A 21,021-nucleotide genomic window follows, 5' to 3' on the forward strand; every position below is an offset into this window, starting at 1 on the left:
AACTTCCCCACGGGCAGTCGATAATCAACCGAATCTTCCTTTGATTGTCGTTTCTATAATTCACGATATAAACGAGTTTCTTTTCTAGTGAAAGGAGAAAACTTCTCTGTCTAGGCATGGTAGGGATTTAAATGAGATATTATGAACAAAAGACTATTTATAGCTGCTTTAGCAGTGTGGGACAGTGCCGTGATGGGCTGTCGTCAGCCAAAGCAGGCTGCTAAGCAACCACAGCGACCTAACATCATTTTTATCATGTCGGACGATCATTCACAGCGCGCTATTAGTGCGTATGGTTGTCTACTGATGCGCACGTCCAATATCGTTGGAGTCATCAGGAGTTGTACGACCTAACATTAGAATTGAACGAAATCAACCTGTAGCACTAGGGCAGGGAGCTGCCGATGGATCAAGATGAATAAGTCTAAAATTTTGTAAATTGAAAAAGAACAGCAATATCCGGGAATTGAATAGCGAGCATCATTTTACCAAATGGTTTGAAGAAGTGTACGACGTTCATTTTGAACGCTTGTTTCGGTATGCTTTTTCGATCACTAAGAACAAGCAATTGGCAGAAGATGTCGTTTCTGAAGTTTTTACCAATATATGGAAGAACAAACCCGACTATGACAGCATCCGTGAGCTCAATTCGTATCTACACGTTTCGGTTAAGCATCTGGCCATTCGACAAGTGTCCAAAGATCCGCAGCGTTTTAGCTACAGCACCTATGATGAGACCTTGCAGATCTCTGATAGTATCGATCCAGAGAGTCTGCTACTCGGCAAGGAACTCGGCAAAATCATTGAGAGAATATTGGATACGCTATCGCCACATAGCCGATTGGTCTACGATATGGCTAGGACGGAGGGCAAGTCCTACCAAGAGATCGCTGATGAGCTAGGTATCACCAAAAGAACCGCCGAGACGCATGTCCATCAGGTACTCAAGAAGCTGAAAGTTCAACTGCGCGAACACTTCAAAGACACAGATAATATATACCACTTTTTTACCCACCTAGGGTCTATAGCGGGGCTACTTATCAGTCTATGGTTATGCTTTTATAGGTAACCACAAGAAAATCGATATTGAAAATCCGTCTATCGAAACAGTTGTTTTGTTAGATGGATTTTCTTTTTTGGGTCAAATAGTTAAAAATATTGTAAATAATTCGAGGAGTCTACGTGCAGTATAGTGTATTTGGCTCTTTGTATATGTAAGGATAAAAACACAAATGGAGCAACTCATATCAAAGTATTTAAAGAATGAATTGACCAACGCAGAGGCACAAGAGCTAAAGCGTTGGTTGGAGAAAGATGCGCTTAACCGAAAAGTGTTCGAAAACATAGTCAGTGAGTGGCACTTGTCTGCTGCGGATGTTTCTTCTGCCAAGGATAGGGTCATGCAGCAAGTTCGTCAGACCGCTGTTGCAGAGCCAGTCCAGCACCGTACCACGGTGCGTAGATGGATGAGTTATAGTGTGCGCATAGCTGCGGTGTTGGTGTTAGCGGCAGGGCTTGTTTTTATCTGGTTGACACGGACAGGCATCCGTCAAGATGACGCTATGATTGTGCAGCAGGAGATCGTGTACATCGAAAAGGAAGCGGCTTATGGCCAAAAGCTAACCTTTGAACTACCTGATGGTAGTGTGGTCAAGCTCAATGCGGGTAGCAAGTTGACCTACCCGAAAACCTTTGCTAGTAAAACGAGAGAGGTTAGCCTGACAGGAGAAGCATTCTTTGATGTGGCGCGAGATGAGAAGAAACCGTTTCGGATCAGCTCCAACGACGTGATGGTACAGGTACTGGGCACTTCGTTTAACGTCCGATCCTATCCCGAAGAAGACAACATCGCTGTAGCGGTGAAGACAGGGAAAGTAGCGGTGAGCAGCCGTGTGAACCAAAACCAAGTGATACTAAAGCCAGCAGAAATGGCATTGTATAGCGCTGATGATCAGTCGCTCAATAAGAAAATAATAGATGATAATGAACTGTCAGTGTTTGGATGGACAGATCAAAATTTGGTTTTGGAAGACGCCAATTTTGATGTGATCCTCACAACCCTGTCTAGATGGTACGGTGTAGAATTCGATGTGGCGCAATTGCATGGTGCGCAAAAACAATTCACCGCCAACTTTAAAAACCCGTCACTCACCAAGGTGATGGAGAGTTTATCATTTGCTTATGAATTTGACTATGAGATAGATGGAAAGAAAGTGACCATTTACTAAAAAAGGAGAGAGCCAAGTGCACTTTGGGGAAAGAATCTCGGCTCTCTGGTATTATTAATTAACTACTAAATTATTATTTTATGCATGAAAGGCTACTAAAAATTATTATTAGCATGACAAAAGTTGCAGTATACGCGACCATATTGTGTTGCTCGCTGACGATGGCACTTGCCAATGAGTCGTCAGCTCAGCGTTATGCTCTCAGTGAGATAACGGTCGAAGTAAACTATGAAGGGAATAGTTTATTGGGGCTTTTGACAGAAGTCGAAAGCGCTAGCGAATTTACTTTTGCGTACTCTAAAAAAGAGTTGAGAAACAAAACAGTGAGTCTATCTAAGGGCGAATGGAATATGAGCGCCTTGCTCAAGGAGATTTCTGTTCAGTCTAGAGTTTCATTGCGTCGAATCAATGAGATCATTACCATCAAAAACGTAAGTTCTGAGGAGCGCCTACCCAAAGTGACCGAGTCTATCAATGTAGACATCACAGTCACGGGAACAGTCTCTGACGAAACAGGAGAGCCACTACCTGGTGCTACTGTTTTGGCAAAGGGCACTACAGTCGGTACAGTCACCGATCTGGATGGTAAGTTCACGATCAATGTGTCGGAGAGTGCTACGCTAGTGGTTTCTTTTGTCGGATATGTGAGTCAAGAAGTGCAAGTATCAGGCAGGTCTACTATTAGCGTGCTATTGGAACCAGACTTTACCAGTCTCGATGAGATCGTAGTAGTAGGGTACGGTTCGGTTAAGAAAGCTGATTTGACAGGATCTGTCACTCAGGTGAAGTTGAAGGAGGTCAAAGATATACCGTCTAGCTCTGTAGAGGGAGTACTCCAAGGACGTGCAGCGGGTCTTCAGATTATCAGCAACTCACAGGAGCCAGGTGCGAGTTCTACGGTACGAATCAGAGGAAACAGTACACTGAGTGGTTCGAATGATCCGCTCGTAGTAGTAGATGGTTTTCCGATTGGCGGAGCTGGAAATTTGACACAGATTAACCCCGCGGATATCGAATCTGTAGAGGTACTCAAGGATGCATCTGCATCTGCGATCTACGGTTCCAGAGGAGCCAATGGGGTGATCATTGTGACGACACGCAAGGCTGCGGATGGCGAAACACACATTAGCCTCAGACAGCAGGTGACTGTATCGGAGTTTACCTCTGATCTCAACCTATGGAGAGACCCAGTACTGATGACTCAGCTCAACAATGAGTCGCGTATCAATGGTGGTTTTCCACCGTTATATATTGGGCAGACTGTGAATGGTGTCTACTACCCATCTGTGGAGGAACTCTCTGATGGTTCTTGGCCGCACAATACACGATGGGATGACATTACGTTTAGAGACGCACCAGTGTCTAATAACACTACGCTGACGATCTCCAGCTCTAACGAGAAAACCAATTTCAATCTGAGCGGAAACTACTTCACCGACAAGGGGATGTATATCGAAAATGATTATACCAAATACAATTATAATCTCAATATCAGTCACAAGGTATTTGATAACCTGAAAGTCACCTTTTCTAACATTTTGACGAGAGGCGAGCGAAACAATAACGGAGGTTTGGCCTACTGGAGAAATCCATTATTCCCAGTCTACAATGAGGATGGGAGCTATTTCTTGTCAGGCAACAATGATTTCGGTCATCCCGTGGCGATCACAGACAATCAGCTAAACAAATCAAAAAGCTTGGACGTGATCTCATTTGTGGATATGCAGTGGAAGATCATTCCTACGCTGACATTCACGTCGAGGTTCAACTATAAGTATGGTAATTCAGTGGATGATCAGTATTTCCCAAAAGTCTATACCCAATCGGGACAGTTCAACAACGGCGCAGCACATATCAACAACTGGTCGGAAAACAACCTCGTCTCAGAGTCTTTCTTGAACTACAACAAGGCACTGGGTAGACATGAGTTTGGCGTGACACTAGGTCACTCGTATCAAAAAAGTGTGGTACGAACTTCGAACCTAGGTGCATTCGATTTTGTGAATGAAATCTTGAAAAATGAGAGCCTCGAAGCAGGTAACCCTGAGAGAAATACGGTTACCAATGGCTACAATGAGTGGGAGTTGGCCTCTGGTATTTTTAGAGCCAACTATACTTTCAACAACAAGTATCTCTTCACGTTCACGTCAAGAGCAGATGGGTCATCTAAGTTCGGTGCAAACAACAAATGGGCATTTTTTCCATCGGGAGCGATCAGTTGGAAAGCCCATGAGGAGAGTTTCATCAGAGGACTCAACCTATTCGATGAGTTGAAATTCAGAGCCAGTTATGGTATTTCGGGTAACCAAGGAGTTAGTCCTTATGAGACCCTCAGTAGATTTGGCGTGAGCAACTACTACAACGATGGTCAATGGATCACAGCGATCGGGCCAGGTAGACAGGTAGGCACTACAGGTCAGGATGGTATCGAAGTGTTGTGGGGAGGTATGCCCAGCCCCGATTTGAGATGGGAGACTACTGCGCAAGTCGATTTTGGAGTGGACTTTGGGATGTTCAACAATAGGCTCCATGCGACGTTCGATTACTACGAAAAGTACACAGATGATCTCTTACAGAGCAGGTATCTGCCCGTATCCTCAGGTTATGATCTGATGACCATCAATGACGGATCGATTACCAATAAAGGGGTAGAGCTGACTTTGGATGCAAAAATCATCGAGACGACAGATTTCCAATTTGGAGCGACTTTGATCTACTATAGAAATCGAAACGAAGTGACGGATCTAGGTAGAGCAGAAGAGACAGGAGTGATCACTGACCCTAATTCAGGGATGCAATACAGAGTCTGGGGTAATTCCATCGAGGCATTCCGTGCTTCGCCAAACATACTCGCACTCGGTCAGCCGACCAATGTATTCTACGGATACAAAACGGACGGTATAGTTCAGACCTTGGAAGAGGGGCTACAGGCAGGACTTGAAGGAGACCTAGCCCAGCCAGGAGAGTTCAAATATGTCGATATCAACGATGACGGAGTGATAGATACAAACGATCGTGTGTTGATAGGAAATCCAAATCCTGATTTTATGGCCAGTTTGAATCTAAATATGTCCTACAAAAACTTCGATGCAAGTATCTTTTTCAACGGAGTATTCGGCAATGATGTCTACAACACACAGGCGTTTAACCAGCCGAGCAATCAGCCGCTGAGATGGACACCAGACAATCCGACTAACGATTTCCCTAAGTTGATGGATGGTAGAAATACCAAGGTGTCAGACTGGTGGATCGAGGATGGGTCTTTTGTAAGAATACAGAATGTGAACCTCGGCTATACCATGAATCTACCGAAGCAGATCAAGGCGAGATTGTACATGAATGCATCCAATCTTTACACCTTCACCAAGTTCAAGGGCTATGACCCAGAAGTCGGAATGGATGGTCGCTACTGGGGTGGATATCCGCGTTTGAGAAAGTGGACACTTGGTTTGAATGTTACATTTTAAAGAAAGACAAAGATGAAAATTAGATATTATATATTCATACTATTCGGTCTTTTGATGGCCAATAGCTGCGATCTGACCGAAGAGCCGTATGGTTTTTATTCAGAAGATAATTTTTATAAATCCGAAGCAGATGCTGAGTCAGCAGTTAGTTATGCCTATGACGCATTGACCTATCTAGAGTATTCTAGAGGTGTGTTCATGCTGGGAGATATGCCGACCGATGAGGTAGGACCTAAAACGGACGAAGGAGCAGATGCTCAGGCGCTCAACAATTGGACTGTAGACAACTTCTCTAACAACAGGAGTTTGTACAACTACTTCAAATACGCCTACATCGCGATCAATAGAACGAACGGTATTTTGGAAGCAATCCCTGCGTCTGACATTCCTGCTGATGCGCAGAAGAGATATTTGGGAGAGGCCTATTTCCTCAGAGCATGGAATTACTTCAACCTCGTCAGAAACTTCGGTTTGGTGCCTGTGCACAAGGAACTCGTCGCGGAACTGGGACAGACTGCAGCACCGATGGCACAAGACCTGGATGAGCTATATGACTTGATTATTGGTGACTGCCGTAGAGCCATCGAGTTGTTAGAGGTATTGCCAGCGCTAGGGCGTGCAGATGAGGTGTCGGCACAGGCTTTGGCAGCCAAAGCGTACATCTATATGGCGTCTTCCAAAGCCAGCAGTGTACCGCTGTACACGGATTTGGCTTTGAATGCAGCGACATTGTATGATAGTGCGGCTTATTTTTCTGGTCAGGTCGTCAATGATCAAGCGACCTATGGGTTTGATCCAGACCTGATGCATATCTATGATGTAGAAAGCCCAAGAGGTCCAGAGCACATCTTTTTGATGTCTATGGATAGAACGGGAGCGATAGAGGGAGATTATTCCAAAATTTCTAAGCTTTTCATTCCATACATCTCAGGAGGAGATATCTATATCGACAATGGAGATGGGACATACGATAAGTCGCACGATGGCTGGAGTGTCTTCCAGACCAAGGAGACTTTTTACAATACCTATGATGGCGCAGATGCCAGAGGGCAGGTGCTATTGGTGGATGCCGTATATGACGAAAATGGAGTAGAATCAGCTGCTTTCCCAGGAGCAATTCCATACCGTTTTTGTAGAAAATATGTGGATCCACAGTTCATTGCGGACAAGACGAGTACGAGACCGTTCTTGATTCGCTATACAGATATCGCACTGACCTATGCAGAGGCAGTAGGTCCGACTGCAGAGGCTTACGATTTGGTCAATTATGTGAGAAACAGAGCAGGATTGGGTGATTTGCCGGCAGGTCTTTCGGTTGTAGACTTTAGAGACAGGATTATAGAAGAGAGAAGCTGGGAACTGGCTTTCGAGGGGAACAGGCTCTATGACCTACGTCGAATCAATAAAGTCACAGAGATGGTAGATGAGGCTGCAGGTATTACCGACGAAGAAGCCGCTTTTTACCCTATCCCACAGTTAGAAATAGACCTGAATCAAGGACTATAATTCGCGCACATCAAAAAGACTAAATATGAAAAAGATAACATATATACTTTTCAGTATACTGCTAGTGGCCAATATGGCCTGTATCAAGGATCCGCTAGAAGATATCGAAGCGGGTGATTGGAACAACGAACGTAGTGTCATCAATCTCAAATTTGAGAACCAAGTAGGGACACCTACGATCACGAGAGTAGATGAATCAACGGGAACGATCGAATTGACGATCAATGTCAGTGAGATCCCTGATCTAAGCAATATCGTGCTACAGAGTATTCAGACTTCTTATGGGGCTACCTCGAGTGTGGAGCAGGGCGAATCACTCAATTTCGAGAACTCCGATCAGACTGCACTGTTGACAGTCACATCGCCTACTGGTAAGTCCAGAGACTACACCATCAAGGTCTTTTCGTTCGAAGAGACCCTGCTAGGAACCTATGACATCACGGACTTGATCGTCTATGGTGGTACGGGCCCAGAGTACGGTGGCGGAGGCGTATTGCCTATGACATCAAAACCTTGGATATGGCCTGAAACGGGTGGCCCAGAGGCAGAGTTAGACAATACGCTTACTTTCGAGATGACGGGGATTACGGCCGAGGGAAATACCTATGGTGCCATTACCAACAATGAAGGTGCTGATGGCCTCTATGCGGATTTTCAGTATATATTGGATCCTGCGACGGATGTCAACCCGTTCTACCGCACTGTGCCAAAAGCAGCGGGTACTTGGGAGCGAAACTACGCCTTGGATAGAATCATTTTCACCTTCGCAGATGGGAGTACGAGTACAGCCGAGTTGGTGGCTGCAGGTACTGAGGATCTCGGAAATGGACTGTCCAAAGTGACCACAGAGCAAGCACTGGCCTTTGATATCAACGGTACGGATGACTGGGACAACATCTACAGTGACTATGACAAATTCGTGAAGAAACCGAGGAGGTTTTGGATTGATTTGACCAAACAATAAACGATATGAAAGCAGGTCTCCATCATGATTTTAATATATGATGGAGGCTAGCTTTATTCACATTTACTCGAAGAAGAACACCGATATGACAAAGTTTACTTATAGCCTTTTGATCTTAGCTTCAGCCTTTTTGATGGCTTGCTCGACAGATGAGTCTACCGTCGATCCTGATGGAGACGGGGATGGTGGATCAGTAGAACCTGTGACGCTCCAGTTGGTAGATAAGAGTGCCACGGACGAGACCAAAGCGCTCTATGCCAACCTGTGGGATGTGCAAAGTAGGGGAATGATGTTTGGGCACCACGATGACTTGCTCTACGGTCGCGAATGGTATGCAGAGTCAGGACGATCCGATACCAAAGAAGTCTGTGGTGACTACCCAGCCGTATTCAGTGTGGATTTTGCGGAGGTCATGGACGAAAGGTATCTGACCAGTGATCTCAATGATGATAGAAAACGCACGATCATGGAAGCAAGAGCGCGCGGAGAAGTGATTACAGCTTGCCTTCATCTCAACAACCCTAAAACGGGTGGAGACTCGTGGGACAACTCTGACAACACGGTCGTCAAGAGTATCTTAGAAGAGGGCAGTGAAGTCAATATGACTTACAAAGTATGGCTGGATAGATTGGCTACTTTTGTGACGAGTCTGAAGGATGAAAATGGGAAATTGATTCCGATCATTTTTCGTCCCTATCACGAGCACACGCAGAGTTGGTCATGGTGGGGTAGCAGCTGTACGACGCAGGAAGAATTTATCTCTTTTTGGAAGTTTACGGTTGACTATCTGACACTCGAAAAGGGTGTACATAATCTGATTTTTGCGATCTCGCCACAGATAGATAGTGAAGGCACGGTGGACAATCTGCTCTACAGGTGGCCAGGAGATGACTATGTCGATTTTATCGGGATGGACAGCTACCACGGTACCAATACCAAGTCACTTGCTACCAACTCTAGAAATCTCGCTACGCTATCCAAAGAAAAACTTAAACCATGTGGTGTGACCGAAACCGGGATAGAAGGGGTGAGAAAAGATGGTAAAGAATACACGGATTATTGGACACAGGAGATCATGTCTGCCATGTATGGCAAGGGGGTGAGTCTTGTCGTGATGTGGAGAAATAAGTATGATCCGACAGGGTCTGGGTACCACTACTATGGTCCATGGATAGGGCATAGTTCTGCCAATGACTTTGTGACATTCTATGAGAGCGACTATATGCTATTTAGTTCAGACTTGCCTGACATGTATGAGGCAGTCGAGGGGATTACAGTGCAATAGTACGCCTACAATGATGTCCATGAGTGGTTTTGGTGATGAAAGACCTCTTGCATTGCTTTTTGATCCTTCGGGAAGAGCGATCTAAACCGGTCATGGATTAACACACGCATGAGCCGAATCAATAGGGTTCGGACAAAGACCAAATTACTATGATTAACTATTATGAAAGCATTAAAACTTTTTATTGCACTGATACCACTATGTCTGACGCTCAATGCGCAGACACCCTTTGAATCACTGAATTATTTGTACAGTATTCAAGGGACGAAAACGATAGGTGGGATGCACAACCGTCAACCTAATGCTAACCCGAATGGCTACAGCCAGCAGCTCAACGGGATTATCGGGCAATGGCCGGGTTTGTACAGTGCGGATTTTCAATTCGAACCTAATGAAATTGCTAACAGACAAACGATGATAGATCAGGCCATCCAAGAATGGAACAATGGCGCGATGGTCAACATCATGTGGCACGCCTGTAACCCTGCCAAAGGAGAACCTTGCTATTGGGACTCAAATGGTGTGCTCAGTCAGATGAGTCAGTGGGAGTGGGATCAGTTGCTTACCGATGGTACTGCCATCAACAATTCTTGGAAGAGTCGCATGGATGATGTGGCCTATTACCTGCAGCAACTCGAAGATGCTGGGGTGGAAGTCTTCTTTAGACCGTTGCACGAGATGAATCAAGGGATGTTCTGGTGGGGCGGACGGCCTGGGGCAAATGGTACCGCGAGACTTTACCAAATCACCCATGACTATATGACCAATACGAAAGGGTTGTCAAACCTGATTTGGGTGTGGAACATGCAAGACTACAGCGGCCTGGCTAACGATCTATACAACTACGATCCGGGATGGAACTACTGGGACGTACTGACGATGGATATGTATTGGAGTGATGGTCAGGGATACAGCACGGCCAAGTACAATGCCATGGTGGCTAAAGCGGGCGGAAGACCGATAGGTATCGGAGAATGCGAAGATTTACCTGCTGTCAATTTGCTCAACAATCAGCCCTTGTGGACGTTCTTTATGGGCTGGTCTGAGTTGACATTTTCTGCGAATAGCAATCAAAAAATACAAGACATCTACTGGTCGAGCCGTGTGCTCACACTCAACGAGATGCCTGGCTGGAATGGCACAGGCACTTGGCAAAATGGAGGATCAGGTGGAGGCGGGACACAGTACATCCAAGCCGAGGACTATGACAACATGAGCGGAGTGCAGACCGAAACAACGAGCGATCCCGGTGGAGGAAATCTCAACGTCGGATGGATCGATAACGGAGACTGGATGACTTACAACAGCATCACAGTGCCTTCTTCGGGTGCTTATACGATAGCTTATCGCGTAGCGAGTTCAGCTGGAGGAACGATTCAGTTCGAGCAAGCTGGGGGTGCGTCTTATGGCTCTGTCGCTGTGCCTTCAACGGGTGGATACCAGTCATGGACGACTATTTACCAGACCGTCAACCTCAGCGCAGGTACGCAGAACTTTGGAATCAAAGCCCTCACTGGTGGCTGGAATATCAACTGGTGGTCCTTGACTCCCAATAGCGGGGCAAGGAGAGCTGAAAAAACAGATCTAACCCTTGAATTGGGCGCATACCCTAATCCATTCGGTGACCAAGTACGGATACCAGTGGTGGGAGAGGGGGATTTTGAGCTAAGTATCTATGATATGAGTGGCAGTGAGCTGAGGAGGTTCACCGCAGCGGATAGACGGGATGCGCAGGATTTTATAGTCTGGAAAGGCTTAGATAGCCACGGAGCTGCTATTGCACCAGGGATATATCATTTTAGATTGGTGAGTGCGACGCAGATACTTTCGGGCAAATTGTTAAAGGAGAAGTAATAAATAGACAGAGCGAGAGAGGTTGGGTTTTGTTTTAGTTCCCGACCTCTTATCCTCCCATAAAAATACAGAATGAACAAAGGAAAAATAACCCTACTCATGATGCTCCTCTTGGTAGCATCCTCTATGTCCGCACAAAAGTCAAAAGTGATGGACTACCTCTACGAAATATCTGGAAAGAAAACTTTGGCGGGTCAGCACAACAAAGAGCCCAATGCTGATCCAGATAGGTGGACAGAATTTATCTATGAAACGACTGGCAAGTACCCTGCCCTATGGAGCGGTGATTTCCTGTTTCAGCAAGACAACATCGATGAGCGAGCTACCATGATCGCAGAGGCCAAAGAGCAATGGGACAATGGTGCCATGATCAATCTCATGTGGCACGCATGTCCTCCTGATCAGGGTGAGCCATGTGGCTGGGATCCAGGACTGCTCAATGCCCAACTGACAGATGAGCAGTGGCTAGAACTGACAACTGACGGTACTAAACTGAATCAGGCGTGGAAAAAGCGTATGGACGAAATCGCAGTGTATTTGCAAGATCTAAAAGACCATGGAGTGGTCGCGATGTTTCGTCCGCTGCACGAAATGAACCAAGGGCTGTTTTGGTGGGGAGGACGTCCTGGAGCAGAGGGAACTGCCAAGCTGTACCGTATCACACATGATTATTTCACGGATGTGAAAGGGCTTGATAATCTCATCTGGGTATGGGACATGCAGGACATGAGTTGGGATTTTGAAGAGTACAATCCTGGAGACGAATACTGGGACGTATTTGCCTTTGATGTTTATGACCAGGGTTTTGATCAAAAATGGTATGAGTACATTTTGCCTATCGCGGGAGACAAGCCCATGGCCATCGGAGAGTGTTCTAAGCTGCCCACGTCGGCGCATCTCAAAGCCCAACCTAGGTGGATTTTCTTCATGCCATGGGCAGAGCTGGTCAAGGAAAGCAACTCGATAGACGACATCAAAAAATTATATAAGAACAAAAGAATAGTGACACGCGATGAAATGCCTGGATGGTAATTTTCCGATATGAAAATGGGGTTAAGAAAGAATAAGATGAGTAATATGAAAAGATGGAGAAAAACACTGCTGACTGGCCTTGTCATGGTCAGTATGGTGTTGTTGCAGGGCTGCCCTGGAGGCGGGCTGATCGATAGCTATCGATTGATTAGCGGAGATATCAAACAATATGAAAAAGCAGAATTTGAGATCATAGTCAATACCCAGTATGTTAATGCCTATGATCAAGACGAGGTGATGTTGGACATGATTCTCACGACCCCTTTAGGTGAGGATTTGATTTTGCCTTGTTATTTTGAGCGAAATAGCGGTGAGCAGCAGTCACTATGGAAGGCGAGGTTTGCCGCTGCAGAGGTGGGGAGCTATAGTTATTACTTCAAGCTGACGCAGGCTGATGTGTCATTGTCTAGTGCTAAATCAACATTTGAAGTATCTGGTTCAAGCTCTGACGGATTTCTTCATGTCAATGATTTTTGGACGTTGAAATTTGACAGTGGAAAGCCTTTTCGTGGCATTGGAGAGAACGTAGGCTGGGAGTCTCGAAACTATGAGAATCCTAAACATACCTATGATTATTTGCTCCCGACATTATCCGAAAATGGTGCCAACTTTTTCCGTACTTGGATGTGTGCTTGGGATCTGCCGATAGAGTGGCCCAAGGTGTCCAAGCACACAGATCGCTACACGGACTCAGATGCCTACTTTCATCCTCAGGGAATCCAGCGCATGGACGAACTGGTGGATATGATTGATTCGTTGGATCTTTACATGATGCTGGCGATGAATACCCACGGTCCCTTGATCGATGGGGGTGGCTGGGAAAACTACCGCTACAATACCGCCAATGGAGGTCCCGCCGAGACGCCAACGGATTTCTTTACCAATGAGGACGCACGCAAGATGTCCAAAAACAAGTTTCGTTTCCTCGTGGCGAGATGGGGCTACAGTACGCACATCGGGGCATGGGAGTTTTTCAACGAGATCGACAATTCGGTTTTTACGCGTACACCGCATGATAGCATCAGAATACCTCATGAGCATGTGACGGCTTGGCATGAGGAGATGAGCAACTACATCAAGTCCATTGATCCATATGGTCACATCGTGACGACCAGTGTGTCGCATCGAGAGATTGACGGGATGTTTGATGTCAAAAATATTGACATAGCCCAGCGTCATATCTACAAGAAGACGGATCAAATCCCTGCTCTGACCAATCAGTATGCCGAGGAGTATGGCAAGCCTTTCGTGTGGGGAGAGTTTGGGTATGAGTGGGACTGGAACTTGGACTTTTCTACCATCGCAGAGGAGTCTGACTATGACTACAAGAGAGGACTGTGGTATGGTCTGTTCAACCCGACACCCATCCTGCCGATGACTTGGTGGTGGGAGTTTTTTGATGACCGAAACATGACGCCTTATTTTCAGAGCGTGCGCATGATTAGTGACATGATGCTGGCGGCAGGCGACGGAGCATTCAAGCCCGTAGCGGTCGCGTCCAAAGGACTAGAAGCCTACAGTGTGCAGTGCGGGGAGAAAATTTTTGTCGGAGTACTCAATAGCCAAACGGAGCGACTCCAATCGGATTTGGTGATGGATCTGCGAGTGGGTAGCTACGATATCAAACGTTTCAATCCAGACGATCGATCTTTCATCACGAATGGTAGTATCGCCGCAGGAGAGTCAGGTTTGGTCATCCCCAAGGTATCGCTCCAGAGCTGGGACGAAATGATCTACATCTTGACGCCAAAGAAATAGTATAATTAGTAAACGTATAGGGAATGCTTACTTCTTGTGAGCGTTCCCTTTTTCTACTTGAATCAAACGAATAGCATATAAACAAATGAGTGCAAGCATAGAACAGGTCAAGAAACTACTGGCCAACCACGATACATTATTGAGTCAAAAAAATGAGCCACAGATCGAAACCAATGGCGTTATCAAGCGCTATAAAAATCCCGTTTTGACGCATAAGCATACGCCGATTATCTGGCGTTATGATCTCAACCCAGAGACCAACCCGTTCCTCGCCGAGCGTCAGGGCGTCAATGCGACTTTCAACGCTGGGGCCATCTTTTTTGAAGGAAAGTACTGTGTGGTCGTCAGAGTAGAAGGAGATGATAGGAAATCTTTCTTTGCGATAGCGGAAAGTGAAAACGGGATAGATAATTTCCGTTTTTGGGATCATCCCATCACACTCCCGGAGACAGATGAGCCTGATACCAATGTCTACGACATGCGGTTGACTCGACATGAGGATGGCTGGATTTATGGACTGTTCTGCACGGAGCGTAGAGATCACACTGCCTCAGAGGCAGATCAGTCAGCCGCTACAGCCAAGTGTGGAATTGCTCGTACCAAAGACCTAGTGACTTGGGAGCGATTGGCCGATCTCGATTCAGGTGGCAGCCAGCAACGCAATGTTGTGTTGCACCCAGAGTTCATTGGCGGTAAATATGCATTATACACCCGGCCACAGGATGGGTTCATCGATGCAGGAAAAGGCGGAGGTATTGGCTGGGGATTGACCGACAGCATGGAAAACGCCAAGGTCAGCGATGAGCAAATCATCGACCCCAAAACCTATCACACGATCAAGGAAGTAAAGAACGGTCAAGGCCCAGCGCCTATAAAAACAGAAGAAGGGTGGCTGCACCTCGCACATGGCGTGCGCAATACTGCAGCGGGATTGCGCTATGTGCTTTACATGTTCATGACTGCACTGGATGATCCGTCTAGGGTGATTCATAGACCCGCTGGGCATTTCATGTCTCCACAAGATGAAGAACGGGTCGGTGATGTATCCAATGTGCTATTTACCAACGGATGGATTACCAAAGACAATGGGGAGGTACTGATCTACTATGCATCGTCAGATACGCGATTGCATGTAGCAACCTCTACAGTCGCACAGTTGGTAGACTACTGCAAGAATACACCAGAGGATGGACTCAGAACTTATGCTAGTGTCCAAACTAGAAATCAATTGATAGACAAGAACCTGGCTTTCCTAAAAGCCAACGGTCTTAAATAAATCAGAATGTCAGAGATATCACACAAGTTAAGTTTTAGAGAAAAAGTCGCCTACAGTTTTGGCGACTTTGCTTCGTCTATGTTTTGGAAGCTATTCTCCATGTTTTTGCTGTTTTTCTACACAGATGTCTTTGGGATATCTGCGGCAGCTGTGGGGACTATGTTTCTAGTCACTCGTGTATGGGATGCGCTGAATGATCCGATTATGGGATTGGTGTCCGATCGCACCAAAAGCCGCTGGGGTAAATTCAGACCGTATTTGCTCTATGTGGCGATTCCTTTTGGGATCATTGGCGTACTGACTTTTACAACTCCTGATCTCTCCTCTGATGGCAAACTCATCTATGCGTACATCACTTATTCGCTGATGATGATGGTGTACACAGCGGTCAACGTGCCCTACGGTTCGCTGATGGCGGTGATGACCAACGACAGTGTGGAGCGGACTTCTTTGGCATCATGGAGGTTTATTGGTGCATTTTCTGGTGGGTTGTTTGTGACTGCCACAGCCAATGCGCTGGTGGCTTACTTTAGTGAGACGACCAATCAGGCAACTGGATTTCAGTACACGATAGCGATCTATGCGACGGTAGCAGCGATTTTGTTTTTTCTTACTTTCCTGTGGACGAGAGAACGACTCGCCCCACCCAAAGACGAAAGCAACAGCCTCAAAGATGACCTCAAGGATTTGAGCAAAAACACGCCTTGGTTTATCATGCTGGGAGCCAATATTTCCATTCTGATATTCAATTCGCTCCGAGATGGGTCTATTCTCTATTATTTCAAATATTACATCAAAGACCAAAGCCTGTCATTTTTTGGGACCAAATATGAGCTGACTTCTACAGTGCTTTCGTCGGTGTATATGTCTGTGTGGTTGGCGACTAACATTGTCGGGGTACTATTAGCCAAGCCGATTGCTGCGCGACTGGGCAAGAAGACCACTTTTAGTTATGCCGCTTTGTTGTCAGCAGGGTTGAGTTTCGTTTTCTTTTTGATTCCATCAGACCAGATTTTTTTGATTTTCGGATTGAATGTATTGATAGGGATCACTGCGGGGGTTATTCTGCCATTGGGTTGGTCGATGTATGCGGATATTGCTGATTACTCGGAGTGGAAAACAGGACGAAGAGCCACAGGACTGGTATTTTCGTCCTCGTCCATGTCACAGAAATTTGGTTGGACGATCGGTGGTGCCATCACAGGCTGGTTGCTTGCAGGGTTCGGGTTCGAACCCAATGTGGAGCAGAGTCAGGATGCATTGCTGGGCATACGGCTCATGATCAGTGTGATTGCTGGCTTGGGCGCTTTGGCTTCTTTTGGTTTTATGCGGATGTATAAACTGGATGAAAAATTCATGGCAGACGTTAAAAATGAATTGAACGAAAGGTGAGTCGGGCGAGGGGATAAGCTAGTGTAGATCGCTCAAAAAACAGGGAGGTTTGTATCATAGTTCCATACATGCCAGCATTATTTACCATCTTTAGGAAAGTGATGATTTTGAAAAGTGAAACGAGGGGTTTGATCACAGTCAGAAAACGTCATATAGACATTACATCAATGATTGATCGGTATTTATGAAGTATAAATTGAAGGGGAGTTGGAAACAGATATTATTCCCAATAGCAGTGTTGTGTGTGTGGGTGTTAGGGAGTTGTGAGCAGCAGTCTTCGCTTTTAGTCGTGCGAGCAGATGTCGCTTCGCAAACTCAGGAGCCAGGGTTTGATTCGGTGATGGTGGTGACTCAGTTGCGACCCGATGATTTGGTCATGGCGAGTCATTTGTTGGTAGCGTCAGCTCCTGCTACTTTGGATTTTAATGAGCGAAACAGCATCGAGCGTTATTTGGAAGCGGGCGGTGAGGTGACATTTGTATGTCAAGACACGATCTACAATTGGGGGCAATTGTTACCTTTCTTTGCGTCAGAGCAAGTCCTAATCAACTGCGATGAGCAGAATCTAAGTTTGCGTCAAGCGGATTTGGATTACAGCCAAGTCACCACGCCTGAAAAACCTGCACCGGATCGGTTGAAAAGACAAGTGCTGGTTGCACCGTTGCGTGAGCCCATGTGTATCGCCGTGACGGAAGAGTCCTTGGTCTACTGGATCGAACGAAAGGGGACCATCAATCTCTACAATCCGCGTACCGATGATTACCAAGAGATTGATAGTTTGGAAGTTTATACGGGCGAAGAAGACGGTCTTTTAGGGTTCGTTTTAGACCCTGATTTCAAACACAACCAGTGGGCTTATGTTTTTTATTCTCCTCCCGGAGATGAACCCAAGCAGCATGTGTCTCGTTTTCGCTTGACGCCAGAGGGCTTGGATCATGAGTCAGAAATCGTGATAATCGAGATACCTACACAGCGAGATGAGTGCTGTCACTCGGCGGGAGATTTGGAGATAGACTTAGAAGGAAACCTATACCTGAGTACGGGAGATGATACTTTCTCTAGAGATTCAGATGGGTTTACGCCGCTGGATGAGCGTCCCGGTCGTTCGGCTTGGGATTCACAAAAATCTTCCTCGAACACGCTTGACCTGAGAGGAAAAATATTAAGAATCCATCCTGAAGCTGATGGCAGTTATACCATTCCTGATGGCAATTTATTTGCCAAAGATGGTTCAGAGGGTCGCCCAGAAATCTACGTGATGGGTGCTCGAAATCCTTTTACCCTTGGGATGAACAAAAAGAAAAATTGGTTGTTTTGGGGAGATGTCGGGCCGGATGGCAATGTCACCAGCGAAAGAGGCCCATCGGCACATGACGAGATCAACATCGCCAAAGCACCGGGCAACTACGGCTGGCCTTATTTCAATGCTGACAACAAAGCCTACGCAGACTATGATTTTGAGACAGGAGACTTGGGAGCAAAATTCGATCCGCAGCATCCAGTCAATACTTCCGTGAATAACACAGGAGCAAAGGATTTGCCTCCTGCGGTACCAGCAATGCTGTACTATACTTTTGATGAGACGGAGCAGTTTCCAAGAGTTGGCAAGGGCTCGCGCTCTGTTGGGGTGGGTGATGTCTATGACTATTACGAGATGAAACGAAAGGGATTTCAATTCCCACTTTACTACCACAACAAACTCTTTGCTTTTGATTGGGCCAGAGATTGGATCATGGTGATTTCTCTCGATGAGGAAGGTAACTTCCTGTCCATTGAGCCATTCTTGGACAAGTCCGTTTTGGCATCCCCGATCAACATGACCTTTGGTCCTGATGGGGCACTCTATGTACTGGAGTATGGGATAGGCTACTTTACGGACAATCATGATTCGAAGCTCATTCGTCTGGATTTTACGTATGGCAACCGCGCACCAGAGGCGAACATAGAGCTGTCGGCGACCAATGGGAGCGTTCCTTTAGAGGTGAATTTTTCCGCCAAGGGTAGCTCAGACTTGGATGAGCAGGACGAGCTAGAGTATATATGGCTCATCGAAGGGCCAAAAGAAATTAACCTGACGGGAGTTGAAGCCACTGCGACGCTGACTGAGCCAGGAGAGTACGAAGTACTGTTGGTCGTCAAGGACAATCACAATGCCAGTGCGACCAGTCGAGCCAGCTTGATTGCAGGGAATGCTAAGCCAGAGTTAACTTTCGAATTTGCAGACAATAGCAGCTTTTACTGGCCGGGTCGTTCGATCAAATACAACTTAGTGGTGAATGACAAAGAAGACGGCACGATAGGAAGTGGGGTTAATGAAAATGAAGTGGCGATTAGTCTGACGCATTACGAAGGCAGTGACAACCGTGCGCCGGCTAGTTTGGCCTTATTGGATGGAATGAGTCAGGATGGAATCGCTCCGGGATTGCGGCTGATACAGTCGAGTGATTGCCGTAGCTGTCACAAAATCAACGAGAAGTCAATCGGACCAAGCTTCCATGAGGTAGCGGAGCGCTATGACAAAGACTACATTGCCAAAGAGGTTCTCGCAAAGAAAATAATTGGTGGAGGTGTGGGCAACTGGGGAGATGGTGCCATGCCAGCGCACCCAGATCTCACGGTCAAAGCGGCCAAGGAAATTGTAGATTTTATCTTCTCCGTCAACGATGCACCTGCGCAAGAAGCAGAGAAAATTAAAACGAAAGGGTCGATTTCGACTCCTAAAGGTAGCCAAGCCAATTATCGTTTTGAAGCAAAATATACGGATCACGGTGGGGTGAAAAACACCGCTTCGTTGACGGCTCTCATGGAAGTGACCCTGACACTGCCAGTCAAACAAGCCGAAGCGGCGGATCATAAGAGTGGTTTTGTGGTGGAAGGAAGCATTGAAGAGGGAGACCGTCGCTTTTTGCGCAGAGAAGGCAAGGAGAGCTATTTTGCATTTGAGGACATTGACCTTACTAATATTAAGCGGTTAGAATTAAGCTATCAGATCACCGCAGCTACGGGAACTGATGAATCAGTGTTGATAGAACTACACCGAGGCAGTGTAGATGGAGAACTTCTTTCCACTTGCGAATTGAGTGCTAAGAATAAACAAGCAGATATGCGTTTGGAGGCTAAAGGAGCCAGCGATATCTATTTTGTACTGAAACCTCAAGAGACTTCAGTGCCAATAGGAATAGATCAAATAAAATTTCACCTCAACTAATAAGCATCAATGATGAAAAACGATAGAAGAAAAGCGATCAAATTGATCGGAGCAGCAGGTACAGGCTTGGCCTTGTTTGGCGGGATGAATATCCTGAATTCCTGCAGTCCTTCTGCGCAAAAAGGAAGTGCTGAAGAAGAAACGGCAGAATTGTTTTTCAATATCTCACTGGCACAGTGGTCACTCAATCGCTCGATTTTTGGCAAGAGCCGTGAGTTGAGTTGGGAGGATTTTGGGAAGCGGTTGAAATCTGACCCTGATTCTCTCTTGCAGGGAGATATCGCTGCGGTTGACTTTCCTCTTGTGGCGAGTCGTGATTTCGGGATCAATGCAGTAGAGTATGTCAATACATTTTACTTCTCCAAAGGAACTGATGAAGGGTTTTGGAAGCAAATGAAAACCCGCTGCGATGATTTGGGCGTGAGTAGCCAGTTGATTATGTGTGATGCGGAGGGTAGCCTAGGGGATTTAGATGAAGCAGCTAGAATTCAATCTGTCGAGAACCACTATAAGTGGATCAATGCAGCCAAGATACTAGGCTGTCATAGCATCCGTGTTAACGCGGCAGGCAACGGCACAGCCGATGAAGTGAGGGCGGCAGCTGTCGATGGGCTCGGTCGTCTCACAGAATACGGTGCACAAAATGGTATTCATGTCATCGTAGAAAACCATGGCGGATACTCGTCGGATGGCAAGTGGCTATCGAACGTGATCTCACAGGTGAGCAGCGAGTACTGCGGTACATTGCCTGACTTTGGCAACTTCTGCATCGAGCGTGGTGCAGATGGCTGTGCTAACGAGTATGACCGATATCAGGGCGTGAAGGATTTGATTCCCTTTGCTCAGGGGCTGAGTGCCAAGGCGCATGATTTTGATGCGGAAGGAAATGAGACACACACAGATTTTGCCAAAATGATGCAAATCGCTAAGGATGCTGGGTTCACAGGCTACATTGGTGTAGAGTACGAAGGAGATGTGCTGTCCGAGGCAGACGGTATCAAAGCCACCAAAGCGTTGTTGAAAAAAGTAGGTAGAGTTTAAATTAAGGTTG

At 46.3% G+C, this 21,021-nt stretch carries 14 protein-coding genes; all 14 read left to right on the forward strand.

The window, feature by feature from the left end; genetic code table 11:
* Positions 1-141: 141 nt before the first annotated feature.
* The 14 genes from BGP76_RS20190 (at position 142) to BGP76_RS18340 (ending at position 21,011) form a co-directional block, all read left to right on the forward strand.
* Positions 142-354: a hypothetical protein gene (locus BGP76_RS20190; RefSeq protein WP_147407519.1), complete on the forward strand. Its 213-nt coding sequence runs from the start codon at positions 142-144 to the stop codon at positions 352-354.
* An 85-nt stretch (positions 355-439) separates the two neighbouring features.
* A complete protein-coding gene (locus tag BGP76_RS18280; protein WP_073122953.1) occupies positions 440-1,069 on the forward strand; it encodes an RNA polymerase sigma factor in 630 nt (209 codons plus the stop codon).
* Positions 1,070-1,232: 163 nt separating this feature from the next.
* Positions 1,233-2,228 carry a FecR family protein gene (locus tag BGP76_RS18285; RefSeq protein WP_119845760.1) on the forward strand — a complete coding sequence of 332 codons (996 nt, stop codon included), beginning with the start codon at positions 1,233-1,235 and terminating at the stop codon, positions 2,226-2,228.
* 113 nt (positions 2,229-2,341) lie between these two features.
* A complete protein-coding gene (locus BGP76_RS18290) occupies positions 2,342-5,695 on the forward strand; it encodes a TonB-dependent receptor (RefSeq protein WP_221409907.1) in 3,354 nt (1,117 codons plus the stop codon).
* A gap of 12 nt (positions 5,696-5,707) precedes the next feature.
* Positions 5,708-7,201, forward strand: coding sequence for a RagB/SusD family nutrient uptake outer membrane protein (locus tag BGP76_RS18295; RefSeq protein ID WP_119845761.1), 1,494 nt, complete (start codon positions 5,708-5,710; stop codon positions 7,199-7,201).
* A gap of 25 nt (positions 7,202-7,226) precedes the next feature.
* Positions 7,227-8,165, forward strand: a complete 939-nt coding sequence (locus BGP76_RS18300; RefSeq protein ID WP_119845762.1) for a hypothetical protein — start codon at positions 7,227-7,229, stop codon at positions 8,163-8,165.
* A gap of 85 nt (positions 8,166-8,250) precedes the next feature.
* Positions 8,251-9,450: a glycoside hydrolase family 26 protein gene (locus BGP76_RS18305; RefSeq protein WP_221409908.1), complete on the forward strand. Its 1,200-nt coding sequence runs from the start codon at positions 8,251-8,253 to the stop codon at positions 9,448-9,450.
* Between the two features lie 162 nt (positions 9,451-9,612).
* Positions 9,613-11,304: a glycosyl hydrolase gene (locus BGP76_RS18310; protein ID WP_119845763.1), complete on the forward strand. Its 1,692-nt coding sequence runs from the start codon at positions 9,613-9,615 to the stop codon at positions 11,302-11,304.
* A gap of 72 nt (positions 11,305-11,376) precedes the next feature.
* Entirely contained in the window at positions 11,377-12,336 is a 960-nt protein-coding gene (locus BGP76_RS18315; RefSeq protein WP_216011342.1) for a glycosyl hydrolase, read from the forward strand.
* A 36-nt stretch (positions 12,337-12,372) separates the two neighbouring features.
* Positions 12,373-14,094 (forward strand): cellulase family glycosylhydrolase, encoded by a 1,722-nt coding sequence (locus BGP76_RS18320; protein WP_158584332.1) that lies wholly within the window; start codon positions 12,373-12,375, stop codon positions 14,092-14,094.
* Positions 14,095-14,179: 85 nt separating this feature from the next.
* Positions 14,180-15,370, forward strand: coding sequence for a glycosidase (locus BGP76_RS18325; protein ID WP_119845765.1), 1,191 nt, complete (start codon positions 14,180-14,182; stop codon positions 15,368-15,370).
* A 6-nt stretch (positions 15,371-15,376) separates the two neighbouring features.
* Positions 15,377-16,762 carry an MFS transporter gene (locus BGP76_RS18330; RefSeq protein WP_119845766.1) on the forward strand — a complete coding sequence of 462 codons (1,386 nt, stop codon included), beginning with the start codon at positions 15,377-15,379 and terminating at the stop codon, positions 16,760-16,762.
* Between the two features lie 184 nt (positions 16,763-16,946).
* Positions 16,947-19,970 (forward strand): PQQ-dependent sugar dehydrogenase, encoded by a 3,024-nt coding sequence (locus BGP76_RS18335; RefSeq protein WP_119845767.1) that lies wholly within the window; start codon positions 16,947-16,949, stop codon positions 19,968-19,970.
* A gap of 9 nt (positions 19,971-19,979) precedes the next feature.
* Positions 19,980-21,011 carry a sugar phosphate isomerase/epimerase gene (locus tag BGP76_RS18340; protein WP_255416156.1) on the forward strand — a complete coding sequence of 344 codons (1,032 nt, stop codon included), beginning with the start codon at positions 19,980-19,982 and terminating at the stop codon, positions 21,009-21,011.
* Positions 21,012-21,021 lie beyond the last annotated feature (10 nt).

The organism is Reichenbachiella sp. MSK19-1 (assembly GCF_003590315.1).
Classification (GTDB): Bacteria; Bacteroidota; Bacteroidia; order Cytophagales; family Cyclobacteriaceae; genus Reichenbachiella; species Reichenbachiella agariperforans.

Bases quoted from the DNA above. Each gene is read 5' to 3' on its own strand.
- BGP76_RS18340 (WP_255416156.1), top strand. From the start codon at position 19,980: ATGATGAAAAACGATAGAAGAAAAGCGATCAAATTGATCGGAGCAGCA.
- BGP76_RS18295 (WP_119845761.1), top strand. From the start codon at position 5,708: ATGAAAATTAGATATTATATATTCATACTATTCGGTCTTTTGATGGCC.
- BGP76_RS18320 (WP_158584332.1), top strand. From the start codon at position 12,373: ATGAGTAATATGAAAAGATGGAGAAAAACACTGCTGACTGGCCTTGTC.
- BGP76_RS18335 (WP_119845767.1), top strand. From the start codon at position 16,947: ATGAAGTATAAATTGAAGGGGAGTTGGAAACAGATATTATTCCCAATA.
- BGP76_RS18330 (WP_119845766.1), top strand. From the start codon at position 15,377: ATGTCAGAGATATCACACAAGTTAAGTTTTAGAGAAAAAGTCGCCTAC.
- BGP76_RS18290 (WP_221409907.1), top strand. From the start codon at position 2,342: ATGACAAAAGTTGCAGTATACGCGACCATATTGTGTTGCTCGCTGACG.
- BGP76_RS18315 (WP_216011342.1), top strand. From the start codon at position 11,377: ATGAACAAAGGAAAAATAACCCTACTCATGATGCTCCTCTTGGTAGCA.
- BGP76_RS20190 (WP_147407519.1), top strand. From the start codon at position 142: ATGAACAAAAGACTATTTATAGCTGCTTTAGCAGTGTGGGACAGTGCC.
- BGP76_RS18285 (WP_119845760.1), top strand. From the start codon at position 1,233: ATGGAGCAACTCATATCAAAGTATTTAAAGAATGAATTGACCAACGCA.
- BGP76_RS18305 (WP_221409908.1), top strand. From the start codon at position 8,251: ATGACAAAGTTTACTTATAGCCTTTTGATCTTAGCTTCAGCCTTTTTG.
- BGP76_RS18310 (WP_119845763.1), top strand. From the start codon at position 9,613: ATGAAAGCATTAAAACTTTTTATTGCACTGATACCACTATGTCTGACG.
- BGP76_RS18325 (WP_119845765.1), top strand. From the start codon at position 14,180: ATGAGTGCAAGCATAGAACAGGTCAAGAAACTACTGGCCAACCACGAT.
- BGP76_RS18300 (WP_119845762.1), top strand. From the start codon at position 7,227: ATGAAAAAGATAACATATATACTTTTCAGTATACTGCTAGTGGCCAAT.